General features: G+C 47.0%; 20 protein-coding genes. All 20 read left to right on the plus strand.

The genetic code is table 11. The features are described from left to right. The first annotated feature begins 11 nt into the window (after nt 1-11). Entirely contained in the window at nt 12-446 is a 435-nt protein-coding gene (gene flaG, locus NL644_RS10245) for a flagellar protein FlaG (protein ID WP_047008849.1), read from the plus strand. Between the two features lie 21 nt (nt 447-467). Beyond that, entirely contained in the window at nt 468-2459 is a 1992-nt protein-coding gene (gene fliD / locus NL644_RS10250) for a flagellar filament capping protein FliD (protein ID WP_134647223.1), read from the plus strand. A 3-nt stretch (nt 2460-2462) separates the two neighbouring features. After that, complete coding sequence (locus NL644_RS10255; RefSeq protein ID WP_012841523.1) at nt 2463-2768, plus strand: flagellar protein FliT; 306 nt, start codon at nt 2463-2465, stop codon at nt 2766-2768. A 12-nt stretch (nt 2769-2780) separates the two neighbouring features. Further along, the gene (fliS, locus tag NL644_RS10260; RefSeq protein ID WP_012841524.1) at nt 2781-3191 is read left to right on the plus strand and encodes a flagellar export chaperone FliS; all 411 of its coding nucleotides are present in this window, start codon (nt 2781-2783) and stop codon (nt 3189-3191) included. A 289-nt stretch (nt 3192-3480) separates the two neighbouring features. Next, nucleotides 3481-4947, plus strand: a complete 1467-nt coding sequence (locus tag NL644_RS10265) for a sigma-54 dependent transcriptional regulator (protein ID WP_006741695.1) — start codon at nt 3481-3483, stop codon at nt 4945-4947. Between the two features lie 197 nt (nt 4948-5144). Continuing rightward, the gene (locus NL644_RS10270) at nt 5145-6176 is read left to right on the plus strand and encodes a PAS domain-containing sensor histidine kinase (protein WP_046875535.1); all 1032 of its coding nucleotides are present in this window, start codon (nt 5145-5147) and stop codon (nt 6174-6176) included. 36 nt (nt 6177-6212) lie between these two features. After that, the gene (locus NL644_RS10275; RefSeq protein WP_046875536.1) at nt 6213-7622 is read left to right on the plus strand and encodes a sigma-54 dependent transcriptional regulator; all 1410 of its coding nucleotides are present in this window, start codon (nt 6213-6215) and stop codon (nt 7620-7622) included. A gap of 122 nt (nt 7623-7744) precedes the next feature. Further along, nucleotides 7745-8056: a flagellar hook-basal body complex protein FliE gene (gene fliE, locus NL644_RS10280; RefSeq protein ID WP_012841525.1), complete on the plus strand. Its 312-nt coding sequence runs from the start codon at nt 7745-7747 to the stop codon at nt 8054-8056. A 14-nt stretch (nt 8057-8070) separates the two neighbouring features. Next, nucleotides 8071-9813, plus strand: coding sequence for a flagellar basal-body MS-ring/collar protein FliF (gene fliF / locus NL644_RS10285; protein ID WP_006741698.1), 1743 nt, complete (start codon nt 8071-8073; stop codon nt 9811-9813). Continuing rightward, a complete protein-coding gene (gene fliG / locus NL644_RS10290; protein ID WP_012841526.1) occupies nt 9806-10861 on the plus strand; it encodes a flagellar motor switch protein FliG in 1056 nt (351 codons plus the stop codon). The genes fliF and fliG overlap by 8 nt, the downstream gene beginning before the upstream one ends. 71 nt (nt 10862-10932) lie before the next feature. Beyond that, the gene (fliH, locus tag NL644_RS10295) at nt 10933-11733 is read left to right on the plus strand and encodes a flagellar assembly protein FliH (RefSeq protein WP_006741700.1); all 801 of its coding nucleotides are present in this window, start codon (nt 10933-10935) and stop codon (nt 11731-11733) included. Nucleotides 11734-11736: 3 nt separating this feature from the next. After that, entirely contained in the window at nt 11737-13056 is a 1320-nt protein-coding gene (gene fliI / locus NL644_RS10300) for a flagellar protein export ATPase FliI (RefSeq protein ID WP_006741701.1), read from the plus strand. A gap of 6 nt (nt 13057-13062) precedes the next feature. Beyond that, nucleotides 13063-13506: a flagellar export protein FliJ gene (gene fliJ / locus NL644_RS10305; RefSeq protein ID WP_012841527.1), complete on the plus strand. Its 444-nt coding sequence runs from the start codon at nt 13063-13065 to the stop codon at nt 13504-13506. Nucleotides 13507-13689: 183 nt separating this feature from the next. After that, nucleotides 13690-15573 (plus strand): flagellar hook-length control protein FliK, encoded by a 1884-nt coding sequence (locus NL644_RS10310; protein WP_114323333.1) that lies wholly within the window; start codon nt 13690-13692, stop codon nt 15571-15573. Nucleotides 15574-15658: 85 nt separating this feature from the next. Continuing rightward, the gene (gene fliL / locus NL644_RS10315; RefSeq protein WP_114323332.1) at nt 15659-16162 is read left to right on the plus strand and encodes a flagellar basal body-associated protein FliL; all 504 of its coding nucleotides are present in this window, start codon (nt 15659-15661) and stop codon (nt 16160-16162) included. 7 nt (nt 16163-16169) lie between these two features. Next, entirely contained in the window at nt 16170-17216 is a 1047-nt protein-coding gene (gene fliM, locus NL644_RS10320; protein ID WP_006741703.1) for a flagellar motor switch protein FliM, read from the plus strand. Nucleotides 17217-17275: 59 nt separating this feature from the next. Then, nucleotides 17276-17686, plus strand: coding sequence for a flagellar motor switch protein FliN (fliN, locus tag NL644_RS10325; RefSeq protein WP_012841530.1), 411 nt, complete (start codon nt 17276-17278; stop codon nt 17684-17686). A gap of 1 nt (nt 17687) precedes the next feature. Then, nucleotides 17688-18101, plus strand: coding sequence for a flagellar biosynthetic protein FliO (gene fliO, locus NL644_RS10330; protein ID WP_012841531.1), 414 nt, complete (start codon nt 17688-17690; stop codon nt 18099-18101). Beyond that, nucleotides 18088-18957 carry a flagellar type III secretion system pore protein FliP gene (fliP, locus tag NL644_RS10335; protein ID WP_006741704.1) on the plus strand — a complete coding sequence of 290 codons (870 nt, stop codon included), beginning with the start codon at nt 18088-18090 and terminating at the stop codon, nt 18955-18957. Before fliO ends, fliP begins: the two co-directional genes overlap by 14 nt. A gap of 24 nt (nt 18958-18981) precedes the next feature. After that, nucleotides 18982-19251, plus strand: a complete 270-nt coding sequence (gene fliQ, locus NL644_RS10340) for a flagellar biosynthesis protein FliQ (RefSeq protein ID WP_012841532.1) — start codon at nt 18982-18984, stop codon at nt 19249-19251. Nucleotides 19252-19254: the final 3 nt, after the last annotated feature.

The raw sequence follows: 19254 nt of genomic DNA on the forward strand, positions 1-19254 counted from the left end.
GGGAGATTGTAATGGATATATCCTCCTACGCATCGAACATCCAGCCTTACGGCACGCCAAGTGGCACAAAGTTTGCAAATAAAAATGGCAATGATATAGGCACGTCTAGCCCAGCAAATTCAAATGGTGAGGTTTCGCCGCAAAAAGCGAAAGACACCGAATACGACTTCTCTGTTCAAGCTGCGATCGAGATGGCGGAAAGCCGTCAAGAGCTGAACAAAGAAGAACGTGAAAAATTGGTCGCGCAAATGAATGAGTTTGTGACGTCCATAAACAAAGGAGTCGCGTTTCGAGTGGATGAGGAATCCGGGAGAGATGTGGTGACGATTTACGAAGCCAAAACGGGCGACGTGATTCGTCAAATTCCTGATGAAGAGATGCTAGTGGTATTGCGTCGCCTAGCTGAGCACACAGCCAACAGCGGGTTGTTGACTGAAAAAGTGTAAGTCGTTTTTAGAGGTGATTTGATGAGTTTAGGCCCTTTGGGGATGTCTGGCGGCATGGATATCAATTCCATGGTCAGCAAAATTGTGGATGCCGAACGCGTACCAAAGCAGCAACGCATTGACAACGAGCGCACGACAATTAATGCCAGTATCAGTGCCTATGGGCGACTCAGAGAATCACTGGATACGATGAAAAATCTCATGGCGAACTTTCGTCAAGAGAAAGCGTTTGCCGTTCGTACTGTTGAAACGACAGACGACAATATCGTATCTGCTACTGCAACTACAGATGCTATCGCTGGCAAATATGCTATCGATGTGTTGCAGCTTGCCCAGAGCCACAAAGTCGCTTCTGACGTACTGCCAGAAGACGCAAAGTTTGGCCCTGGTAAGCTGCAGATTTCGCTTGGTGATGACACCTTCAACGTGAACGTTCGTTCGAGCTCCAAGCTCGCAGATGTCGTACGCGGCATCAACGGCTCAAAAGACAATCCCGGTGTTCGAGCATCTCTCATTAACGACGTTGAAGGACCACGCCTTATCCTTGCCTCAAATCTCTCTGGTAAGGATCATCAAATCAGAGTCAGTGTGGAGGCCGACAAAGGCAACCCTCTAAAGTATTTCGAATATCAAACACTTGAAGACCGTGTTAACGCGCTTGAAGAAGCTCGTTCAGCGGCGGAAGAAGTGTTAGGTCCTCTTCAATTCCCCGAGCAACCAGTAGAACTGGATGCAAACGGCAATCCTCTACCTCCAGAAGAGCAAAAAGCGGCAGAAAATGGACAAGATGATGGCTCCCAAGAGCCAATCTATGCTGCGGGTGCAGAAGCTGCTAAAGCTGGGCAGGAAGCGATTGATGAAGCCAACCGACGTGCGAGTTTGCGCCCTGAAGACCGAATTCCAGGGTGGACAGAAACTGCGTCAGGCACTTTGCTGGATTCTTATGAAGAGCCAGAGCTCGAACTCGACGAGAAAGCAATAGAGAAGGCACCAGATGTACCGGGTTGGAGTAATGCGGCATCAGGCACATTAACCGACTCTTACGTTACGACGAAAGAGGCCAAGCAGCTTCTTGAGCAAGAAAAAGCTGAAATTGAGCAAAAAATTGCGAGTGAAAAACAAGCGCTAGACGCAAAAGTTGAACGTGGTGAATTGACCGAAGAGCAAGCGAAACAAATTCATCGCGCTAAGCTGGATCCTCAAGAGCGTGAACGTTTAGAAAAAATTGATGAAGCAGAAGCGAAAATCGCAAAAGCGCAATCTGCTTTTGAAGAATACCTTGGTATGACAGAGGTACAAGCAGGGCAAGATTCAGAAGTTCTGCTTGATGGAGTAGCAAAGCTATCTAGTCACAACAATGTGATTGAAGATGCCATAGAAGGTGTTGATTTAACACTTAAAGGCAAATCAGAACCGAACAAGCCACCTGCTGAAATTGGCGTCGAATACGATCGTCAGAGTGTGCGTAACGACATCGAAAACTTTGTGGCTGCGTATAACTCGTTTTATCAAACGTCTCAAGCGTTGGCGAGTGTGGATCCGGTCACTGGTCAAAAAGGACCGTTGTCGGGTGACAGTACCGTACGCAGCGCAGACTCACGATTAAAATCGGTATTTTCCACTCAAATTGATAAAGCGCCTGAAAACCTAAAGTCATTAACTGAATTTGGCATTACTACCACGCGTCAAGGTACCTTAGAAATCAACTATGACATGTTGGATCGTCAGTTGAACAACAACTTCAACGAGCTAGAAAAGTTCTTCGGTGGCAACACAGGTTTTGCTAAACGAGTCGAAGACGCGATTCATGGTATTACAGGCATTACAGGCAGCATTCGTACTCGAGAAAAAAGTCTCACAGAACAAAATTATCGTTTGAGTGATGATCAAGCGGCATTAGATCGCCGCATGGAAAGCCTAGAAAAGCGCACTCACGCGAAGTTTACCGCCATGCAAGATGCGACTGGCAAAATGCAAGGTCAGTTAGGTGCCTTAATGAGTGCGTTGGGTTAATAAATGCAAAAAGAACTCATAGATATTAGTGATATAGATCAACTAATTACGCAAGAATTGGAAAAAGTCGACTTTAGTACTGAAGAAATTCTTCGCTTGGTCGATATCAGGGAACGGTTATTGCAAAACCTGTTACCAATTATTCATCAAAATCCTTTGGTTAAGCAGGATGCAGAGTGGCAAGCGTTGCTTACTCGTACCAAAAGAATTGTCGAGCTGATGCAATCGGAAACGTCAAAGGTCGGAAAAGAACTTCATAAGTTTCGTTATGGCCAGCGTTCGCTTCAGCAGTACAAAAAATTTATTTAAAAGAGGATTACTATGCGCGGTTCTTTGCAAGCATACAAAAAGGTATCAGTCGACAGCCAGCTAAGCGCGGCTTCTCCGCACAAAGTCATTCAAATGCTTATGGCTGGTGCGATTGAGCGCCTTATTCAAGGTAAAGCGGCCATGCAAGCAGGCAACATTCCAGCGAAAGGCGAGCGTTTAGGTAAAGCGCTAGACATCATTATTGCGCTACGTAGCTGTCTATCGATGGATGACGGTGGTGATATTGCTTCAAACTTAGATTCACTCTATGAGTTTATGATCACGCAAATTTCAGCTGCTAACCATCAAAATGATCCTCAACTGATCGACGACGTTATCGACATTATCCGTGAGATCAAATCCGCTTGGGACCAAATCCCTACAGAGTTTCATAATCTTACAGCAGCTGAAGTCGGTATTTAATAACCAAAACAACGCGTTAAGATATTAGAGGAATATATTTGTCAATTGCGCAACGAGTTGTGTAGCAAAGTTTCTATCAAGCTCACACCTCTTTATTGCTTGGTTGCCTTATTTTTATATTCAAATAAAATAGAAGCCATTAGTAGCCCTAATGGCTTTTTTTGTTGCTGATTTTCCTATTTTGTCTATCGTAAATTGAGTGTGGTGGTTCTGCCTTCTTTTAGCACCCAATTGCGCAAATCAAGGTTTGGCCGCAACGCACCTAAAATAAAGGCAATCATTCTTACTTATGCAAGGTTTGGCAAAGCTGCTTGTAATTGATGATGACGCATCAAGTCGTTTAAATTTAAGCAATATATTGGAATTTGTTGGAGAAAATTGCGAAGCGGTCAGTTCTGATCAGCTCAGCGATGTTGATTGGTCTAGCGTATGGTCGTGCTGTATTGTTGGTAACATTCCAGCAGGTCAAGCGGCGAATACGGTTATCTCTCATTTAAACAGCGCCTACCACATCCCACTTTTAGTCATGGGCCGATTTCCGTTGCCCGTGGATGATCTTCCAAATTTTGTAGGTGAGCTAGAACTACCTCTTAATTACCCACAGCTTAGTGAGGCGTTACGCCACTGCAAAGATTTTCTGGGTCGAAAAGGGGTCAATGTCGTTGCCAGTGCACGAAAAAACACGCTTTTTCGCAGCTTAGTTGGTCAAAGCAGAGGTATTCAAGAAGTTCGTCACCTGATCGAGCAAGTCTCAGACACTGAGGCAAACGTGTTGATCTTGGGTGAATCTGGTACCGGTAAAGAAGTCGTTGCGCGTAACATTCACTATCATTCGTCGTACAGCAGTGGTGCCTTTGTGCCCATTAACTGTGGTGCCATTCCACCGGAGCTTCTAGAAAGTGAATTGTTTGGCCACGAAAAAGGCGCGTTTACTGGTGCGTTAACGGCACGTAAAGGTCGATTTGAGCTCGCAGACGGTGGCACGATCTTTCTTGATGAGATTGGCGATATGCCGATGTCGATGCAAGTGAAGCTACTTCGCGTATTACAAGAGCGCTGTTTCGAACGTGTGGGTGGCAATAGCACCATCAAGGTCAATGTTCGAGTTGTCGCGGCAACACACCGTAATCTAGAAAGTATGATTGAAGAAGGCACGTTCCGAGAAGACTTGTTCTATCGTTTGAACGTGTTTCCAATCGAGATGCCTGCGCTGAAAGAGCGCAAACAAGATATTCCATTGCTGCTGCAAGAGTTGATGACGCGTCTGGAAGCGGAGGGTGGCCAGCCTATCTGTTTTACCCCTCGTGCGATCAATTCATTGATGGAGCACAACTGGCCGGGTAACGTGCGTGAGTTAGCCAACCTTGTTGAGCGAATGATCATTCTGTACCCAAATAGCTTGGTCGATGTAAACCACTTACCAACCAAATATCGCTACAGTGATATTCCGGAGTTCCAACCAGAAAGTAATCCGTTTATTTCGGTTGAAGAACAAGAGCGTGATGTGTTCCAAGACATCTTCTCAGAAGACTTTAGCTTTGATGATCAAGACGATCTTGACCACAGCATGAACGCTCCGCAAGCGCTGCCGCCTGAAGGTGTAAATCTGAAAGAGCTGTTGGCTGATTTAGAAGTTAATATGATCAGCCAAGCGTTAGAAGCACAAGGTGGAGTCGTGGCACGAGCCGCTGATATGTTGGGTATGCGACGCACAACGTTGGTGGAAAAAATGCGTAAGTACAACTTACAACGCTAGGCAACGTTGAGATTTAAGACGATATCTAAATCATTTGGGCTATTTAGCATCGTTTTTCTGACACCAAAAACCGTTATCTGAGGGTGTCAACTTATTGTCGATGACTTAACGTCATGATAAATATTAAAAAATAGCTTGGTACGCTAATTGCTTACCAAGCTATTTTAGTTTTAGCGGCGATATTTCGACAGGCAGTAATGGATAACAACACCAACCAATCCCATTTAGATTCCGTAGAAAATCAGGTTGAGCGCTATAAGCAGGTGCTTGATGTGATGCCTGCCGGAGTGATTCTGCTCGACACGTACGGCATAGTGCGTGAAGCAAACCCAGAGGCGCACCGAATTCTTGAGATTCCACTGGTTAATGAAAAATGGTTCAACATTATTCAGGCGGTGTTTGATCCTCGTGAGGATGATGGTCACGAAGTTTCCCTGCGGAATGGTCGTAAAGTTCGATTAGCCATTTCGGCTTCTACGACAGGTCAATTGATCCTGATTACCGATTTAACCGAAACTCGCTTACTTCAAGCTCGTGTGAGTGATTTACAACGCTTGTCGTCGTTAGGGCGCATGGTAGCTTCGCTTGCTCATCAGGTAAGAACGCCGCTATCGAGCGCTATGCTATATGCATCCAATTTGGGAGCGCCAAACCTTCCACCAGCGACAAGGGATCGCTTTCAAACCAAATTAATGGATCGACTGCACGATTTGGAAAAGCAGGTTAATGATATGCTGCTTTTTGCTAAAGGTGGTGATAATAAAGTCATTAAGCCATTTACGATTGCTCAGTTGGTGGCGGAATATCAGCCGATGGTCGAAACCGCGCTAAAAAATAACGGTATTGACTACTGCCTAGAAGTGGAAGAAGAACAAACTGAGTTGCTAGGCAATGCGAATGCGATTGCATCCGCGTTGAGCAACCTTGTCATGAATGCGATTCAGATGTCTGGTAAAGAGTCGCAAGTCGATATATTTTTCCGCCCGGTAAATGGCGAGTTGCGCATTTCAGTGCAAGACAGCGGACCGGGTGTACCTGAAGAACTACAAGCCAAAATTATGGAGCCATTTTTTACCACGCGTTCTCAAGGAACCGGGTTAGGGCTGGCTGTTGTTCAAATGGTTTGCCGTGCCCATGACGGTCGATTGGAACTTATTTCAGAGCAGGGTGATGGAGCCTGCTTTACCATGTGCATTCCGCTAGAGCGAGTGCAACCAGAAGCGCAGTAAGCAGCTTCTGGTAATAACAATTACTGGAGAATCAGAATGGCGCAAAGCAAAGTGCTGATCGTAGAAGACGATGAAGGTCTTCGTGAAGCCCTAGTGGATACTCTGGCTCTGGCAGGGTATGAGTGGTTAGAAGCTGACTGTGCGGAAGACGCACTACTAAAACTCAAATCGAATACTGTCGATATCGTCGTTTCTGACGTGCAAATGGCAGGTATGGGCGGGTTGGCTCTGCTCAAAAACATCAAGCAGAATTGGCCTAACTTACCAGTACTGTTAATGACGGCGTACGCCAACATTGAAGATGCCGTGTCGGCAATGAAAGACGGCGCGATTGACTACATGGCGAAACCATTTGCACCAGAAGTATTGCTAAATATGGTCAGTCGATATGCACCGATCAAAAGCGATGACAATGGTGACGCGGTCGTGGCAGATGAAAAAAGTCTGCGTCTACTTGCTTTGGCCGATAAAGTGGCACGTACAGATGCGAATGTCATGGTGCTAGGTCCGAGTGGCTCAGGTAAAGAAGTGATGTCGCGTTATATTCACAACGCATCAAACCGTAAAGATGGTCCATTCGTTGCGATCAACTGTGCGGCGATTCCAGACAACATGCTGGAAGCGACACTATTTGGTTATGAGAAAGGCGCGTTCACTGGCGCTGTTCAAGCGTGTCCGGGTAAGTTTGAACAAGCGCAAGGCGGCACAATCTTGCTGGATGAAATCAGCGAAATGGACTTAAACCTGCAAGCGAAACTATTACGTGTTTTGCAAGAGCGGGAAGTGGAGCGCCTTGGCAGTCGTAAGAGCATCAAGCTGGATGTACGCGTGCTCGCGACCAGTAACCGTGATCTCAAGCAGTACGTCTCAGAAGGCAACTTCCGTGAAGATTTATACTACCGCCTGAATGTGTTCCCAATTGCGTGGCCAGCACTGAACGAACGCAAAGGCGATATTGCGCCACTTGCCAAGCATCTTGCTGAGCGTCATTGCAGCAAGATGGGGATGCCAGTGCCTCAATTTTCAGCCGTTGCGGTAGAAAAACTGCTGCAATACCCTTGGCCAGGTAACGTTCGTGAGCTGGATAACGTGGTGCAACGAGCTCTTATTTTAAGTGAGAATGGTGATATCGACGCTGAGCACATCTTACTAGAAGGGGTGGATTGGCAAGATGCCAACAGCTTGCAACATGTGGTGCAAAATGCAGAGATGGTGGTACCTAATGTTAAGCCAGTCGCTCAACCTGAGAGTGTGAACCGTCCGGTATCTGGCGGGGAAGGCTTGGGCAGCGAGCTGCGTGACCAAGAATACGCCATTATTTTGGAAACCTTGGTGGAGTGTAACGGCCGACGCAAAGAAATGGCGGAGAAACTGGGCATAAGCCCACGAACCTTGCGCTACAAACTTGCCAAAATGCGTGATGCTGGTATAGATATCCCAAATTAACATGTGCAATCGCCATAAGACAAAAAGTGTAAGCAAACCGCTAACTAATGTCTTATGGCACGTTAATTGCTGTGTTAATAATCAGTTTTGTTAATAGTCAATCTTTTGGCTTAGAGGTGCTAATGAAAGTTGATGGTATTCAGGCAGAAATGCGCGCCATGATGGTAGAAGCAACCAATACTGCTCCTACTGCAAGTGGGGCGAAAGTTGGAGCAGATTTTAATGATCTCCTAACTAAAGCCATCAATAACGTGAACACACTTCAAAAAGCATCCGGTGATTTACAAACCCGTTTTGATCGTGGTGATGCCGATGTTTCCCTTTCTGACGTTATGATTGCTCGTAACAAGTCTAGTGTCGCTTTTGATGCGACGGTTCAAATTCGCAATAAACTCGTTGAGGCGTATAAAGACCTCATGAACATGCCAGTGTAATTTAGGTAATAAGTGTGGCAGACAAGTCTACAGATTTAACCGTCACTGAAGGCGGCTCAGATGGTGCACTGGTAGCAAGTTCCGACGTAGATGTGGAGAGTCAAAATCCAGATCTAGAGGAGCGCAGTGCGTCAAAATTTGATATGGCAGTGGGTGACCTTGATTTACTTCGTCAAGTTGTACTTGTGCTGTCAATCTCCATCTGTGTTGCATTGATCGTGATGCTGTTCTTTTGGGTCAAAGAGCCGGAGATGCGCCCGCTTGGAGCGTATGAGACCGAAGAGTTGATCCCCGTTTTGGATTATCTGGACCAGCAAAAAATCAATTACAAGCTTGATGGTAATACCATTTCTGTTGAATCGAGCGAATACAACTCGATCAAACTTGGCATGGTTCGCTCGGGCGTAAACCAAGCCACAGAGGCGGGCGATGATATTTTGCTGCAAGATATGGGTTTTGGCGTATCACAACGTTTAGAGCAAGAGCGCCTTAAACTCAGTCGAGAACGTCAATTGGCTCAAGCGATTGAGGAAATGAAGCAAGTTCGTAAAGCACGAGTCTTATTGGCGCTGCCAAAGCACAGTGTGTTTGTACGTCACAATCAAGAAGCATCTGCGTCCGTATTTTTGACACTGTCGACTGGCACGAACCTCAAACAGCAAGAAGTTGATTCTATCGTTGACATGGTGGCGAGTGCCGTTCCGGGAATGAAAACCTCCCGAATTACCGTCACAGATCAGCATGGTCGTTTGCTCAGTTCAGGCTCTCAAGACCCTGCTTCTGCCGCGCGACGCAAAGAGCAAGAATTAGAGCGTAGCCAGGAACAAGCGCTGCGTGAAAAAATTGATTCAGTGCTATTACCTATTTTAGGTTATGGCAACTACACGGCGCAGGTCGATATCCAAATGGATTTCAGCGCGGTTGAACAAACTCGCAAACGCTTTGATCCCAATACCCCTGCAACCCGCAGTGAGTACGCATTAGAAGATTACAATAACGGCAATATGGTAGCGGGTATTCCAGGGGCGTTAAGTAATCAGCCTCCAGCGGATGCCTCTATTCCGCAAGATGTGGCTCAGATGAAAGACGGTTCTGTCATGGGGCAGGGTTCGGTGCGTAAAGAATCCACGCGTAACTTTGAGCTTGATACCACTATCAGCCATGAGCGTAAGCAGACGGGGACGGTTGCTCGCCAGACAGTTTCTGTTGCGATTAAGGATCGTCGTCAGGTCAACCCAGATACGGGAGAAGTGACTTATACCCCGATGTCCGAATCGGAAATTAATGCCATTCGCCAAGTCTTAATTGGTACGGTTGGTTTTGACCAAGGCCGTGGTGATTTGTTGAATGTACTGAGTGTGAAGTTTGCAGAGCCTGAGGCTGAACAGCTGGAAGAACCACCAATTTGGGAGCACCCTAACTTCAGTGACTGGGTTCGTTGGTTCGCAAGTGCATTAGTGATCATCGTTGTTGTGTTGGTTCTGGTTCGCCCAGCAATGAAGAAATTGCTTAACCCTACCAGTGATGACGAAGACGAAATGTACGGACCAGACGGCTTGCCGATTGGTGCAGATGGTGAAACTAGCCTGATTGGCAGCGACATTGAAAGCAGCGAATTGTTTGAGTTTGGTTCAAGTATTGATTTGCCAAACCTTCATAAAGATGAAGATGTATTGAAAGCGGTTCGCGCTCTGGTTGCGAATGAACCTGAACTTGCTGCTCAAGTAGTGAAAAACTGGATGAATGACAATGGCTAACGATATCGTACCTCAAGATGACAACGCCGCGGGAATGCCAGTTGAGCTGGATGTCTCAACCATTACTGGCGAAGAAAAAGCAGCAATTTTGCTACTGAGCCTCAATGAACAAGATGCCGCTGGCATTATTCGTCACCTAGAGCCAAAACAGGTCCAGCGTGTGGGTAGTGCGATGGCTAAGGCGAAAGACCTCAGCCAAGACAAGGTGTCGGCCGTTCACCGTGCGTTTTTGGAGGACATCCAGAAATACACCAACATCGGCATGGGCAGCGAAGACTTCATGCGTAATGCGCTGGTGGCGGCTCTTGGTGAAGACAAAGCCAACAATTTGGTTGACCAGATCCTACTTGGTACGGGTTCAAAAGGCTTGGATTCGCTGAAATGGATGGACCCACGACAAGTGGCGAGCATCATTGTCAACGAACACCCGCAGATCCAAACCATCGTATTGTCTTATTTAGAAGCAGACCAATCCGCGGAGATTTTGTCTCAGTTCCCTGAGCGCGTGCGTTTGGACCTGATGATGCGTATTGCCAACCTTGAAGAAGTTCAGCCATCGGCACTGGCAGAGCTGAACGAAATCATGGAGAAACAGTTCGCGGGTCAAGCTGGCGCTCAAGCAGCCAAGATTGGTGGCCTGAAAGCGGCAGCGGAGATCATGAACTATCTAGACAACAACGTCGAAGGTTTGTTGATGGAACAGATTCGCGATCAAGACGAAGACATGGCGACGCAAATTCAAGACTTGATGTTTGTCTTCGAAAACTTAGTCGAAGTGGACGATCAAGGTATTCAGAAATTGCTGCGTGATGTACCACAAGACGTGTTGCAAAAAGCACTTAAAGGTGCCGACGATTCTCTGCGTGAGAAGGTATTTAAGAACATGTCGAAACGAGCGGCTGAGATGATGCGTGATGACATCGAAGCGATGCCGCCAGTTCGCGTGGCGGATGTCGAAGCGGCACAGAAAGAAATCCTAGCGATCGCTCGTCGCATGGCCGATGCAGGCGAACTCATGTTGTCTGGCGGTGCGGACGAGTTCTTATAATCTCTATTGCTCCGCGATTATCCTATTGCGGAGCGCCCTCACTTCTTAATCGAATACATAATAGGTAACCCATGGCTGGCGAAAGAAAACGTGGATTTATCCGTCCTGATGAAGATGATTCGATGATCGAACCACAACGTTGGGGGTTGCCTGATTACGGCGAGCCCAAAGCCAAGCAAGCAAAACAAACCGCGTTTAACTATGACCCGGGTTGGGTACCGAATCTTGAAGAGCCAGAAGAAGAGCAAGCACTTGAGCTAACCGAAGAGCAGATAGAGCTGATCAAGCAAGGCGCTTATCAGGAAGGTTTGTATCAAGGTCAAGAAGCCGGCTTTAAGCAAGGTTACGACAAAGGCAAAGAAGAAGGCCTGCAAGCGGGCCATGCTGAAGGGCTGGAGCTTGGAAAAGCCGAAGGCGTGACCGCAGGTCAAGAATATATTCAACAGCAAGTCGAAACCTTTATGAACTTAGCGAACCAGTTTGCTCAGCCGTTAGAGCTAATGAATGCTCAGGTTGAAAAGCAGCTGGTAGACATGGTGCTCTGTTTAGTAAAAGAAGTCGTGCATGTCGAAGTACAAACCAACCCTCAGATTATTTTGGACACGGTTAAGCAGTCGGTTGAAGCGCTGCCAATATCAGGTCATCCCATTACCTTGCACCTGAATCCAGAAGACGTTGCGATTATTCGCTCAGCTTACGGCGAAGAAGACCTTGATTGCCGCAACTGGACGTTGGTTGCTGAGCCATCACTCAATCGAGGCGACGTCCAAATTGAAGCGGGTGAATCAAGCATTAACTACCGTATGGAAGAGCGCGTCAAAAGCGTGTTGCACAGTTTTTGTGGTGCAAACCGTCATCAAGAGGGTGAGTAATCCATGCAAGCATTGGCTGACCGTTTAAGAAACTACAAAGTTGAAGGCTTAACGACGCGCCCAGTTGCCTCTGGCAAACTGGTTCGAGTGGTTGGGTTAACGTTGGAAGCGACAGGCTGTCGCGCGCCAATTGGCAGTTTATGCTTAGTGGAAACTATGTCCGGTCAGATGGAAGCCGAGGTCGTCGGTTTTTCAGGTGATAACCTATTTTTGATGCCAAGCGAGCAAATTACGGGCATTTTGCCTGGCGCTAGAGTGACGCCATTAACCAGTGACGCTGGCTTGCCTGTTGGCATGGAGTTACTTGGTCGAGTGATTGACGGGGTTGGTAATCCGCTTGATGGACTTGGCCCGTTGTATACCGATCATCGCGCCTCTTTTAATGCTGAGCCAATCAACCCGCTGGCTCGAAAGCCAATTTCAGAGCCACTTGATGTGGGCTTGAAAGCGATTAACGGATTATTGACGGTAGGTAAAGGTCAGCGTATCGGTCTGTTTGCCGGCTCTGGTGTGGGTAAATCGGTCACGCTTGGCATGATGACACGAGGTACAACCGCACAAGTTGTTGTGGTCGGTCTGATAGGTGAGCGTGGACGCGAAGTTAAAGAGTTTATCGAAGAGATTTTAGGTGAGGATGGACGACGTCGCTCTGTCGTGGTGGCTGCGCCTGCCGATGCTTCACCATTGATGCGTTTGAAAGGCTGTCAAACCGCCTTAACCATTGCCGAGTACTTTCGCGATCAAGGTTTGGACGTTCTGTTATTGATGGATTCCTTGACGCGTTTTGCGCAAGCACAGCGTGAAATCGCCCTTTCTGTTGGTGAGCCGCCAGCGACAAAAGGCTATCCGCCATCTGTGTTCGCCAAGCTACCTGCTTTGGTTGAGCGTGCGGGTAACGGAAGCGCCGAACAAGGCTCAATTACGGCGTTCTTTACCGTGTTGACCGAGGGCGATGATTTACAAGACCCGATTGCGGATGCATCGCGGGCAATTCTTGATGGTCACATTGTGCTGTCCCGTGAAATGGCGGATGCAGGTCATTATCCTGCGATTGACGTCGAAAAGTCGGTGAGCCGTGTTATGCCGCAAATCACCACTGAAGAACATGTTCTGATGTCGAAAGCCGTACGTCAGGTCTTGTCGATTTGCCGCAAGAACCAAGATTTGGTCTCGATTGGGGCGTACAAGCCGGGCACCGATCCTGCTATCGATGGTGCGTTTACATTGAAGCCGAAGTTAGACGAATACTTACAGCAGAGCATGAAAGAATCGGTGCCATACGATATGTGCGTCAACATGCTTAGAAACATTTTAGGCGGGTGATAGCGCATGAACAATGCGATGGAGTTCCTACTTGAGCAGACTAAAGAGCGTGAAGATCAAGCCGTACTTGCGCTGAACAAAGCGCGCTCTGAACTTGAAGATTATTACCGTCAGGTTGAGCAAATCGAAAAGTATCGCCTTGATTATTGCCAACAGCTTATCGACCGTGGGCAGGCGGGCTTAACGGCAAGCGAATATGGGCATTTAAATCGCTTTCTCACTCAGCTAGACGAAACGTTATCTAAGCAGAAACAAGCAGAAAGTCATTTCAAAGAACAGGTAGAAAACTGTCAAGAATACTGGTTAACAGTACGCAAAGAACGCAAATCCTATGAGTGGATGATCGAAAAGCGAGAGAAAGAGAAACAGCTTGCTGAAGCCAAACGGGAACAAAAGCAAATGGATGAGTTTTCAACGTTGCTTTACAGCCGTCGAGCGAAGCCTTTTTAATGTTTAAAAATTGACGTTGCTTCCACTTATGGCACTCGATTTGTCACTGCGGCAATGAGCTTGTTATTGGCGTAATTTTTGCAGATAACTCTGTAGATTATCATCCCAATAACCTAAATTTGCCACCGTGTGCAATTTAGCAGCGGCCTAGCGCTCGAAGCTGCTGATAATGAGAATTTCTATATGAATGTGAATTTGTCCAATGTTTCTGCGACGAGCAAGACGTCAGTGTCTGACTCTGCCGCACAAGCACCTACAGAAAACGCGGAGAACAAGGGATTTTTAGAAACCTTGACGGATGCGTTTTCAGGTTCACAAAAATCAGAAAAAGTAGCAACGAAATCACTAAACGGTGAAGACCAAAATAGTGCCGAGATTAACAAGCTTTCGTCTGGCAAAGCTGATAGTCAAGAAGTGGTCACAGACGTGGCTCAAGCGAGCAGTAACGACGCCGAAGAGTTGCTGGCGCAAGAAAGCCAAGATACTGCTATTCAAGAGCAAAGCCGCTCTGGCGACATGCTGACAGAGCATGCGAACACCATTCAAAGTGATGAGGCAAGCCTACTGGAAGCCAAACAAGGCGCTCACTCGCAAAATGATGCTGATGTCACTGAGAAAGTCGGTTCACTCTCGAACGCCCCTTCAGCTGCTAATGGCGCAAAAAGCGCGATGGGTGAAGGACAACAGCTGCTTGGTCGTATTGAACAAGCGAATCAAACCTTGAAAGCGAATAATGCATCCATCGATAGTGGCAAAGTTTTGCCTCAACGAGCGGGTTTAGAACACTCGTTCAACGGGCAAACAACAGACATTGATGAACTTGCTTTGAATGACATGCCATTAGCTCAATCGCTTGAACAAGTGCAGGCAATGGCTGGGCAAGGCTTAGAGCCAATTTTAGATAAGAATGGTCAACCTATCGATGTCGATAAGCTCTCGTCTGAGTTTGCTACTTGGCAAGGTCTGGCTAAACAAGTCAGTCACCCAACCGAGAAGGGCATGGTCAGTGGTGACGTTGCCAATGAACTATCGCCACTGGAGGTGGGTTTGGATGGCTCTAAAATTGATGCGCTTCAGCATGTTTCCTTGGATGAACTCGAACTCATAGATACCAAACTGGCGCAGGGAAAACCACTGACTCAGCAAGAAGCTGAGATCATAGAAGGGTTGAAAAAAGGGACGGTCATTGCCGATATTCCTGAGCAAGATCTTGCCCAGTTTGTTGCGCTTCCTACTGACGTTAAACAGGTTCTCGCCGAGCAGCAAGTACAACATCATTTGGCTCGCCAGGCTGCGCCTATGGGGATGTCTCAGCAAGCCCTTAATTTTGCGACTCAATCAGCTCAGCCGCAAGCTGTTCAGAGTGCAGATAAAGTCGCAGTATCTCCGATGCCAGATGCGTTGGCCGCAGCTCATTTGCCGACTGCGCTTCAAGGCGTGAAGGATGGAGAGGTTAACCAGAAAGTTGTGAATGCCGCATTGGCTGCTGGTGCACTTAAAGCGACAGCGGATAAGCAAGATAAACCAGAACTTCAACATGGTTTAGCAGGGCAGCTTCAGGCGATGGCGGGTCAACAAGGAACAAACGTGCAGCAACAAGCGCGTATTGATGCCGCGCAGCAAGCTCAGCTTCCGCTGCAACTGACCAAAGAGTTGGCCAATGAGCAAGTGGCGGAAAAAGTGCAAATGATGATGTCGAAGAACCTAAAAAACCTCGATATTCGTCTTGATCCACCAGAATTAGGTCGTATGCAAATTCGTATGACGATGAACAACGATGTGGCTAATGTGCATTTTACGGTGAACAACCCGCAAGCGCGTGACATCATTGAACAGACGCTTCCTCGCTTGAGAGAGATGTTGGCGCAGCAGGGCATGCAACTGGCTGACTCTTCTGTTCAGCAACAAAACAGCGGACAGCAGCAAGGTAGGTATACTGCTGAGCAACATGGTCAAAGTGCTCAAGGCAGCGGTTTTTCTGGACAATCAGAAGAGAGCTTTGATGCTGACGTCAATCTGGATTTGAATGTGGCTTCAAAGCGTGATGGAATTAGCTTTTACGCATAACAGGCCGTTTAAAGGCAATAATACAAGGTTACCAAACGACTTTCTCAAGCATCTCGGTAACCTAAAAGAATAATAAGAGACAACAATGGCAGAAGAACAGCTACAAGGGGCCGATGCGCCGAAAGGAAAAGGTAAGTTACTTATCATCATAATCGCTGTTGTGGTATTGCTACTTGGCGGTGCTGCAGCAGCATTCTTTCTCATGGGCTCTGATGAACCAGCTCAGGCTGAAGCGTCTCAACAGGTTCAAGCGAAGGCATCAGATGCCTCGCCCATTGCCTACGTGAATCTTCCTCAGGCATTTGTATTTAACGTTACTGGGGACCGTCGCGACAGACTGGTACAAATTAAAGCGCAGTTAATGGTTCGTGGCGCAGAGAATGAAGAGTTGGCGCGGTACCATTCGCCACTAATTGAGAGCTCTTTGTTATCAACGTTTGCTTCGGCGACGGTTGATCAGTTGCGTTCTCCAACGGGACGAGTGGAATTGCGCGATCGTGCTTCCGAAGATATCAAAGCAGCGCTAAACGCTGCGGTCGGTAAGCCAGTGATTGAAAAAGTACTGTTTACAGATTTTGTTATTCAATAGGTAAAACGTGACCGATCTATTAAGCCAAGACGAAATTGATGCGCTATTGCACGGGGTTGACGATGTTGATGACGTCGATGAACCGATAGAAAACGACAACGAAGGTGCCGTCAATTTTGATTTCTCGTCGCAAGACAGGATTGTACGTGGTCGAATGCCGACGCTCGAACTTATCAACGAGCGCTTTGCACGACACATGCGTATTAGTCTGTTTAATATGCTGCGTAAAACGGCAGAAGTGTCGATCAATGGCGTGCAGATGATGAAGTTTGGCGAATACCAAAACACATTGTACGTGCCAACCAGTTTGAACATGGTGCGTTTTCGTCCGTTAAAAGGTACAGCGTTGATCACCATGGAGGCTCGCTTAGTCTTTATTCTGGTAGAAAACTTCTTTGGTGGGGATGGTCGATTCCATGCCAAAATCGAAGGGCGCGAATTTACCCCAACGGAACGCCGCATCATTCAGCTGCTGCTGAAGATTGTATTTGAAGACTACAAAGAAGCGTGGTCGCCAGTGATGGGGGTGGAGTTCGAATATCTCGACTCTGAAGTAAACCCAAGTATGGCTAACATTGTCAGCCCGACAGAAGTGATTGTCGTGAGTTCATTCCACATTGAGGTCGATGGTGGTGGCGGCGATTTTCATGTCGTTATGCCTTACTCCATGGTTGAACCTATCCGTGAACTGTTGGATGCAGGTGTTCAGTCCGACAAGATGGAGACTGACGTCCGTTGGAGCTCAGCATTGCGTGAAGAGATTATGGATTGTCCGGTTAACTTCCGCGTTAACTTGCTTGAAAAAGACATCTCTTTGCGTGACCTCATGGAATTGCAACCGGGTGACATCATTCCGATTGAAATGCCAGAACATGCGACAATGTTTGTGGAAGACCTGCCGACCTATCGCGTAAAAATGGGCCGTTCGGAAGACAAATTAGCGGTGCAAATTTCTGAGGAAATTGAGCGCCCACATGTAGTCAAAACAGATTTAGCTTTCTTGGGCAAAGACATCATGTCTGAGCTTGAGAATGAAGACGATATAGACGATTAAGATACCTTATTGAACAGACATGCTTTGGCATTAAATAAGGCTTAACACAGGATAGAAAAATGGAACCAAGTGACGATCAAAAGCTAGCAGATGAATGGGCAGCCGCTCTTGGCGAAGACCCGTCTGCACCTTCTGTTGATGTAGATGAAGTATTGGCCGCGCCACTGGAAGAGCTAAAAGACACTTCAAGCCCAATTACCGAAGATGAGCGCCGTAAACTCGACACCATCATGGATATTCCGGTGACGATTTCGATGGAAGTCGGTCGTTCACAAATCAGCATTCGGAACTTATTGCAGTTGAACCAAGGTTCGGTTGTTGAGTTGGATCGTCTAGCGGGCGAGTCATTGGACGTATTAGTCAACGGTACACTGATTGCACATGGCGAAGTCGTGGTCGTGAACGATAAGTTTGGTATCCGTTTGACGGATGTGATCAGCCAAACTGAACGAATTAAGAAGCTACGTTAAGATGAGCCGCTCAATCAAAACGCGATTGAAGCAAATCACTGGAGCACTGAGCTTAATGCTGAGTGCTCCTTATGCATTTGCTGCCGCACCAAATAATCTGGATCTTGCGACGACACTGGGCTCGCTTGTGCTTGTGATCGGCGTGATTCTTTTGTTGGCTTGGCTACTTAAACGTATGCAAGTGCCGGCGATGGGACAACAAAAAGGCTTGCGTATTGTGAGTCAGTTGCCAGTGGGCACCAAAGAAAGAATCGCCGTAGTTCAAGTGGGTGAAGAGCAGTTTTTGGTTGGAATTACCAGCCAATCAATCCAAACGTTAGCCAAGTTAGATAAGCCACTGAAAGAGGAAGAGTTGGCGACCAATGCTTTTGCGACTCAATTTAGCCAACTGATCAAAAAACATGACAAAGGGTAACCCGATTCGTTTGCTCCTGAGCACGTTGTTGCTTTTCGTCGGCGTGCTGTTTTCTTCATTTTCGTTTGCTGAGGCAGAGGAGTCTGCTCTGCCTGACAACTTGGCCGATGGAAGTAGCGTCACTGTTCAGGCGATGCAAAGTGATACTGGCGCCAGTCGTGCTATGTCCGTTTCTAGTGGTGGTGGCATCCCTGCGTTTACCATGACCACAAACCCAGATGGCAGTGAAGATTACTCGGTTACGCTACAAATCCTAGCGTTAATGACCATGCTTGGCTTCTTGCCTGCTATGGTGATTCTAATGACGTCGTTTACTCGAATTGTGGTGGTGATGTCGATATTGCGTCAGGCAATGGGTTTGCAACAAACGCCGTCTAATCAGGTCATCATTGGTATAGCGCTTTTTTTGACCTTTTTTGTTATGTCTCCTGTCCTGAACGAAATCAACGATAAAGCCGTTCAGCCTTATTTGAATGAGCAAGTCACTGCGAGAGAAGCGTTTGATGCTGCACAAGCACCAATGAAAGCATTTATGCTTAAACAGACCCGAATCAAAGATTTGGAGACGTTCGTAACCATGTCAGGAGAGCAAGTTGAGAACCCAGAAGATGTGTCGATGGCGGTGTTGATTCCGGCTTTCATCACCTCGGAGTTAAAAACTGCATTCCAAATTGGTTTTATGCTCTTCTTGCCGTTTTTGATTATTGACCTCGTGGTAGCGTCGGTACTGATGGCAATGGGTATGATGATGTTGTCACCAATGATTGTTTCGTTGCCGTTCAAGTTGATGCTGTTTGTATTGGTCGATGGCTGGAACTTGATACTTTCGACACTCGCGGGCAGTTTCGCCCTTTAGATAAGCGCAGATAGAGGATAAGACATGACACCAGAAATGTTTGTCGAGCTTTTCCGTGAAGCACTTTGGATGGTGCTTATCATGGTCTGCGCCATTATCATCCCAAGTTTGCTTATCGGCCTTATTGTTGCGATTTTCCAAGCTGCGACTTCCATCAACGAACAAACATTGAGCTTCTTGCCGCGTTTGATAGTCACTCTTTTGGCTCTAATGCTATTTGGTCACTGGATGACGCAAATGTTGATGGAATATTTCTATGGCTTGATTGAGCGCTTACCTCAGGTGCTTTATTAGAGG

It is taken from the genome of Vibrio sp. Y10_XG_PY6, assembly GCF_024181795.1.
GTDB lineage: Bacteria > Pseudomonadota > Gammaproteobacteria > Enterobacterales > Vibrionaceae > Vibrio > Vibrio diabolicus.

Excerpts from the sequence above, each read along its gene's own strand:
- NL644_RS10255 (WP_012841523.1), top strand. The coding sequence starts at position 2,463 with ATGCAAAAAGAACTCATAGATATTAGTGATATAGATCAACTAATTACG.
- fliS (WP_012841524.1), top strand. The coding sequence starts at position 2,781 with ATGCGCGGTTCTTTGCAAGCATACAAAAAGGTATCAGTCGACAGCCAG.
- NL644_RS10270 (WP_046875535.1), top strand. The coding sequence starts at position 5,145 with ATGGATAACAACACCAACCAATCCCATTTAGATTCCGTAGAAAATCAG.
- NL644_RS10310 (WP_114323333.1), top strand. The coding sequence starts at position 13,690 with ATGAATGTGAATTTGTCCAATGTTTCTGCGACGAGCAAGACGTCAGTG.
- fliL (WP_114323332.1), top strand. The coding sequence starts at position 15,659 with ATGGCAGAAGAACAGCTACAAGGGGCCGATGCGCCGAAAGGAAAAGGT.
- fliH (WP_006741700.1), top strand. The coding sequence starts at position 10,933 with ATGGCTGGCGAAAGAAAACGTGGATTTATCCGTCCTGATGAAGATGAT.
- NL644_RS10265 (WP_006741695.1), top strand. The coding sequence starts at position 3,481 with ATGCAAGGTTTGGCAAAGCTGCTTGTAATTGATGATGACGCATCAAGT.
- fliG (WP_012841526.1), top strand. The coding sequence starts at position 9,806 with ATGGCTAACGATATCGTACCTCAAGATGACAACGCCGCGGGAATGCCA.
- flaG (WP_047008849.1), top strand. The coding sequence starts at position 12 with ATGGATATATCCTCCTACGCATCGAACATCCAGCCTTACGGCACGCCA.
- fliO (WP_012841531.1), top strand. The coding sequence starts at position 17,688 with ATGAGCCGCTCAATCAAAACGCGATTGAAGCAAATCACTGGAGCACTG.
- fliI (WP_006741701.1), top strand. The coding sequence starts at position 11,737 with ATGCAAGCATTGGCTGACCGTTTAAGAAACTACAAAGTTGAAGGCTTA.
- fliD (WP_134647223.1), top strand. The coding sequence starts at position 468 with ATGAGTTTAGGCCCTTTGGGGATGTCTGGCGGCATGGATATCAATTCC.
- NL644_RS10275 (WP_046875536.1), top strand. The coding sequence starts at position 6,213 with ATGGCGCAAAGCAAAGTGCTGATCGTAGAAGACGATGAAGGTCTTCGT.
- fliE (WP_012841525.1), top strand. The coding sequence starts at position 7,745 with ATGAAAGTTGATGGTATTCAGGCAGAAATGCGCGCCATGATGGTAGAA.
- fliP (WP_006741704.1), top strand. The coding sequence starts at position 18,088 with ATGACAAAGGGTAACCCGATTCGTTTGCTCCTGAGCACGTTGTTGCTT.
- fliJ (WP_012841527.1), top strand. The coding sequence starts at position 13,063 with ATGAACAATGCGATGGAGTTCCTACTTGAGCAGACTAAAGAGCGTGAA.
- fliQ (WP_012841532.1), top strand. The coding sequence starts at position 18,982 with ATGACACCAGAAATGTTTGTCGAGCTTTTCCGTGAAGCACTTTGGATG.
- fliN (WP_012841530.1), top strand. The coding sequence starts at position 17,276 with ATGGAACCAAGTGACGATCAAAAGCTAGCAGATGAATGGGCAGCCGCT.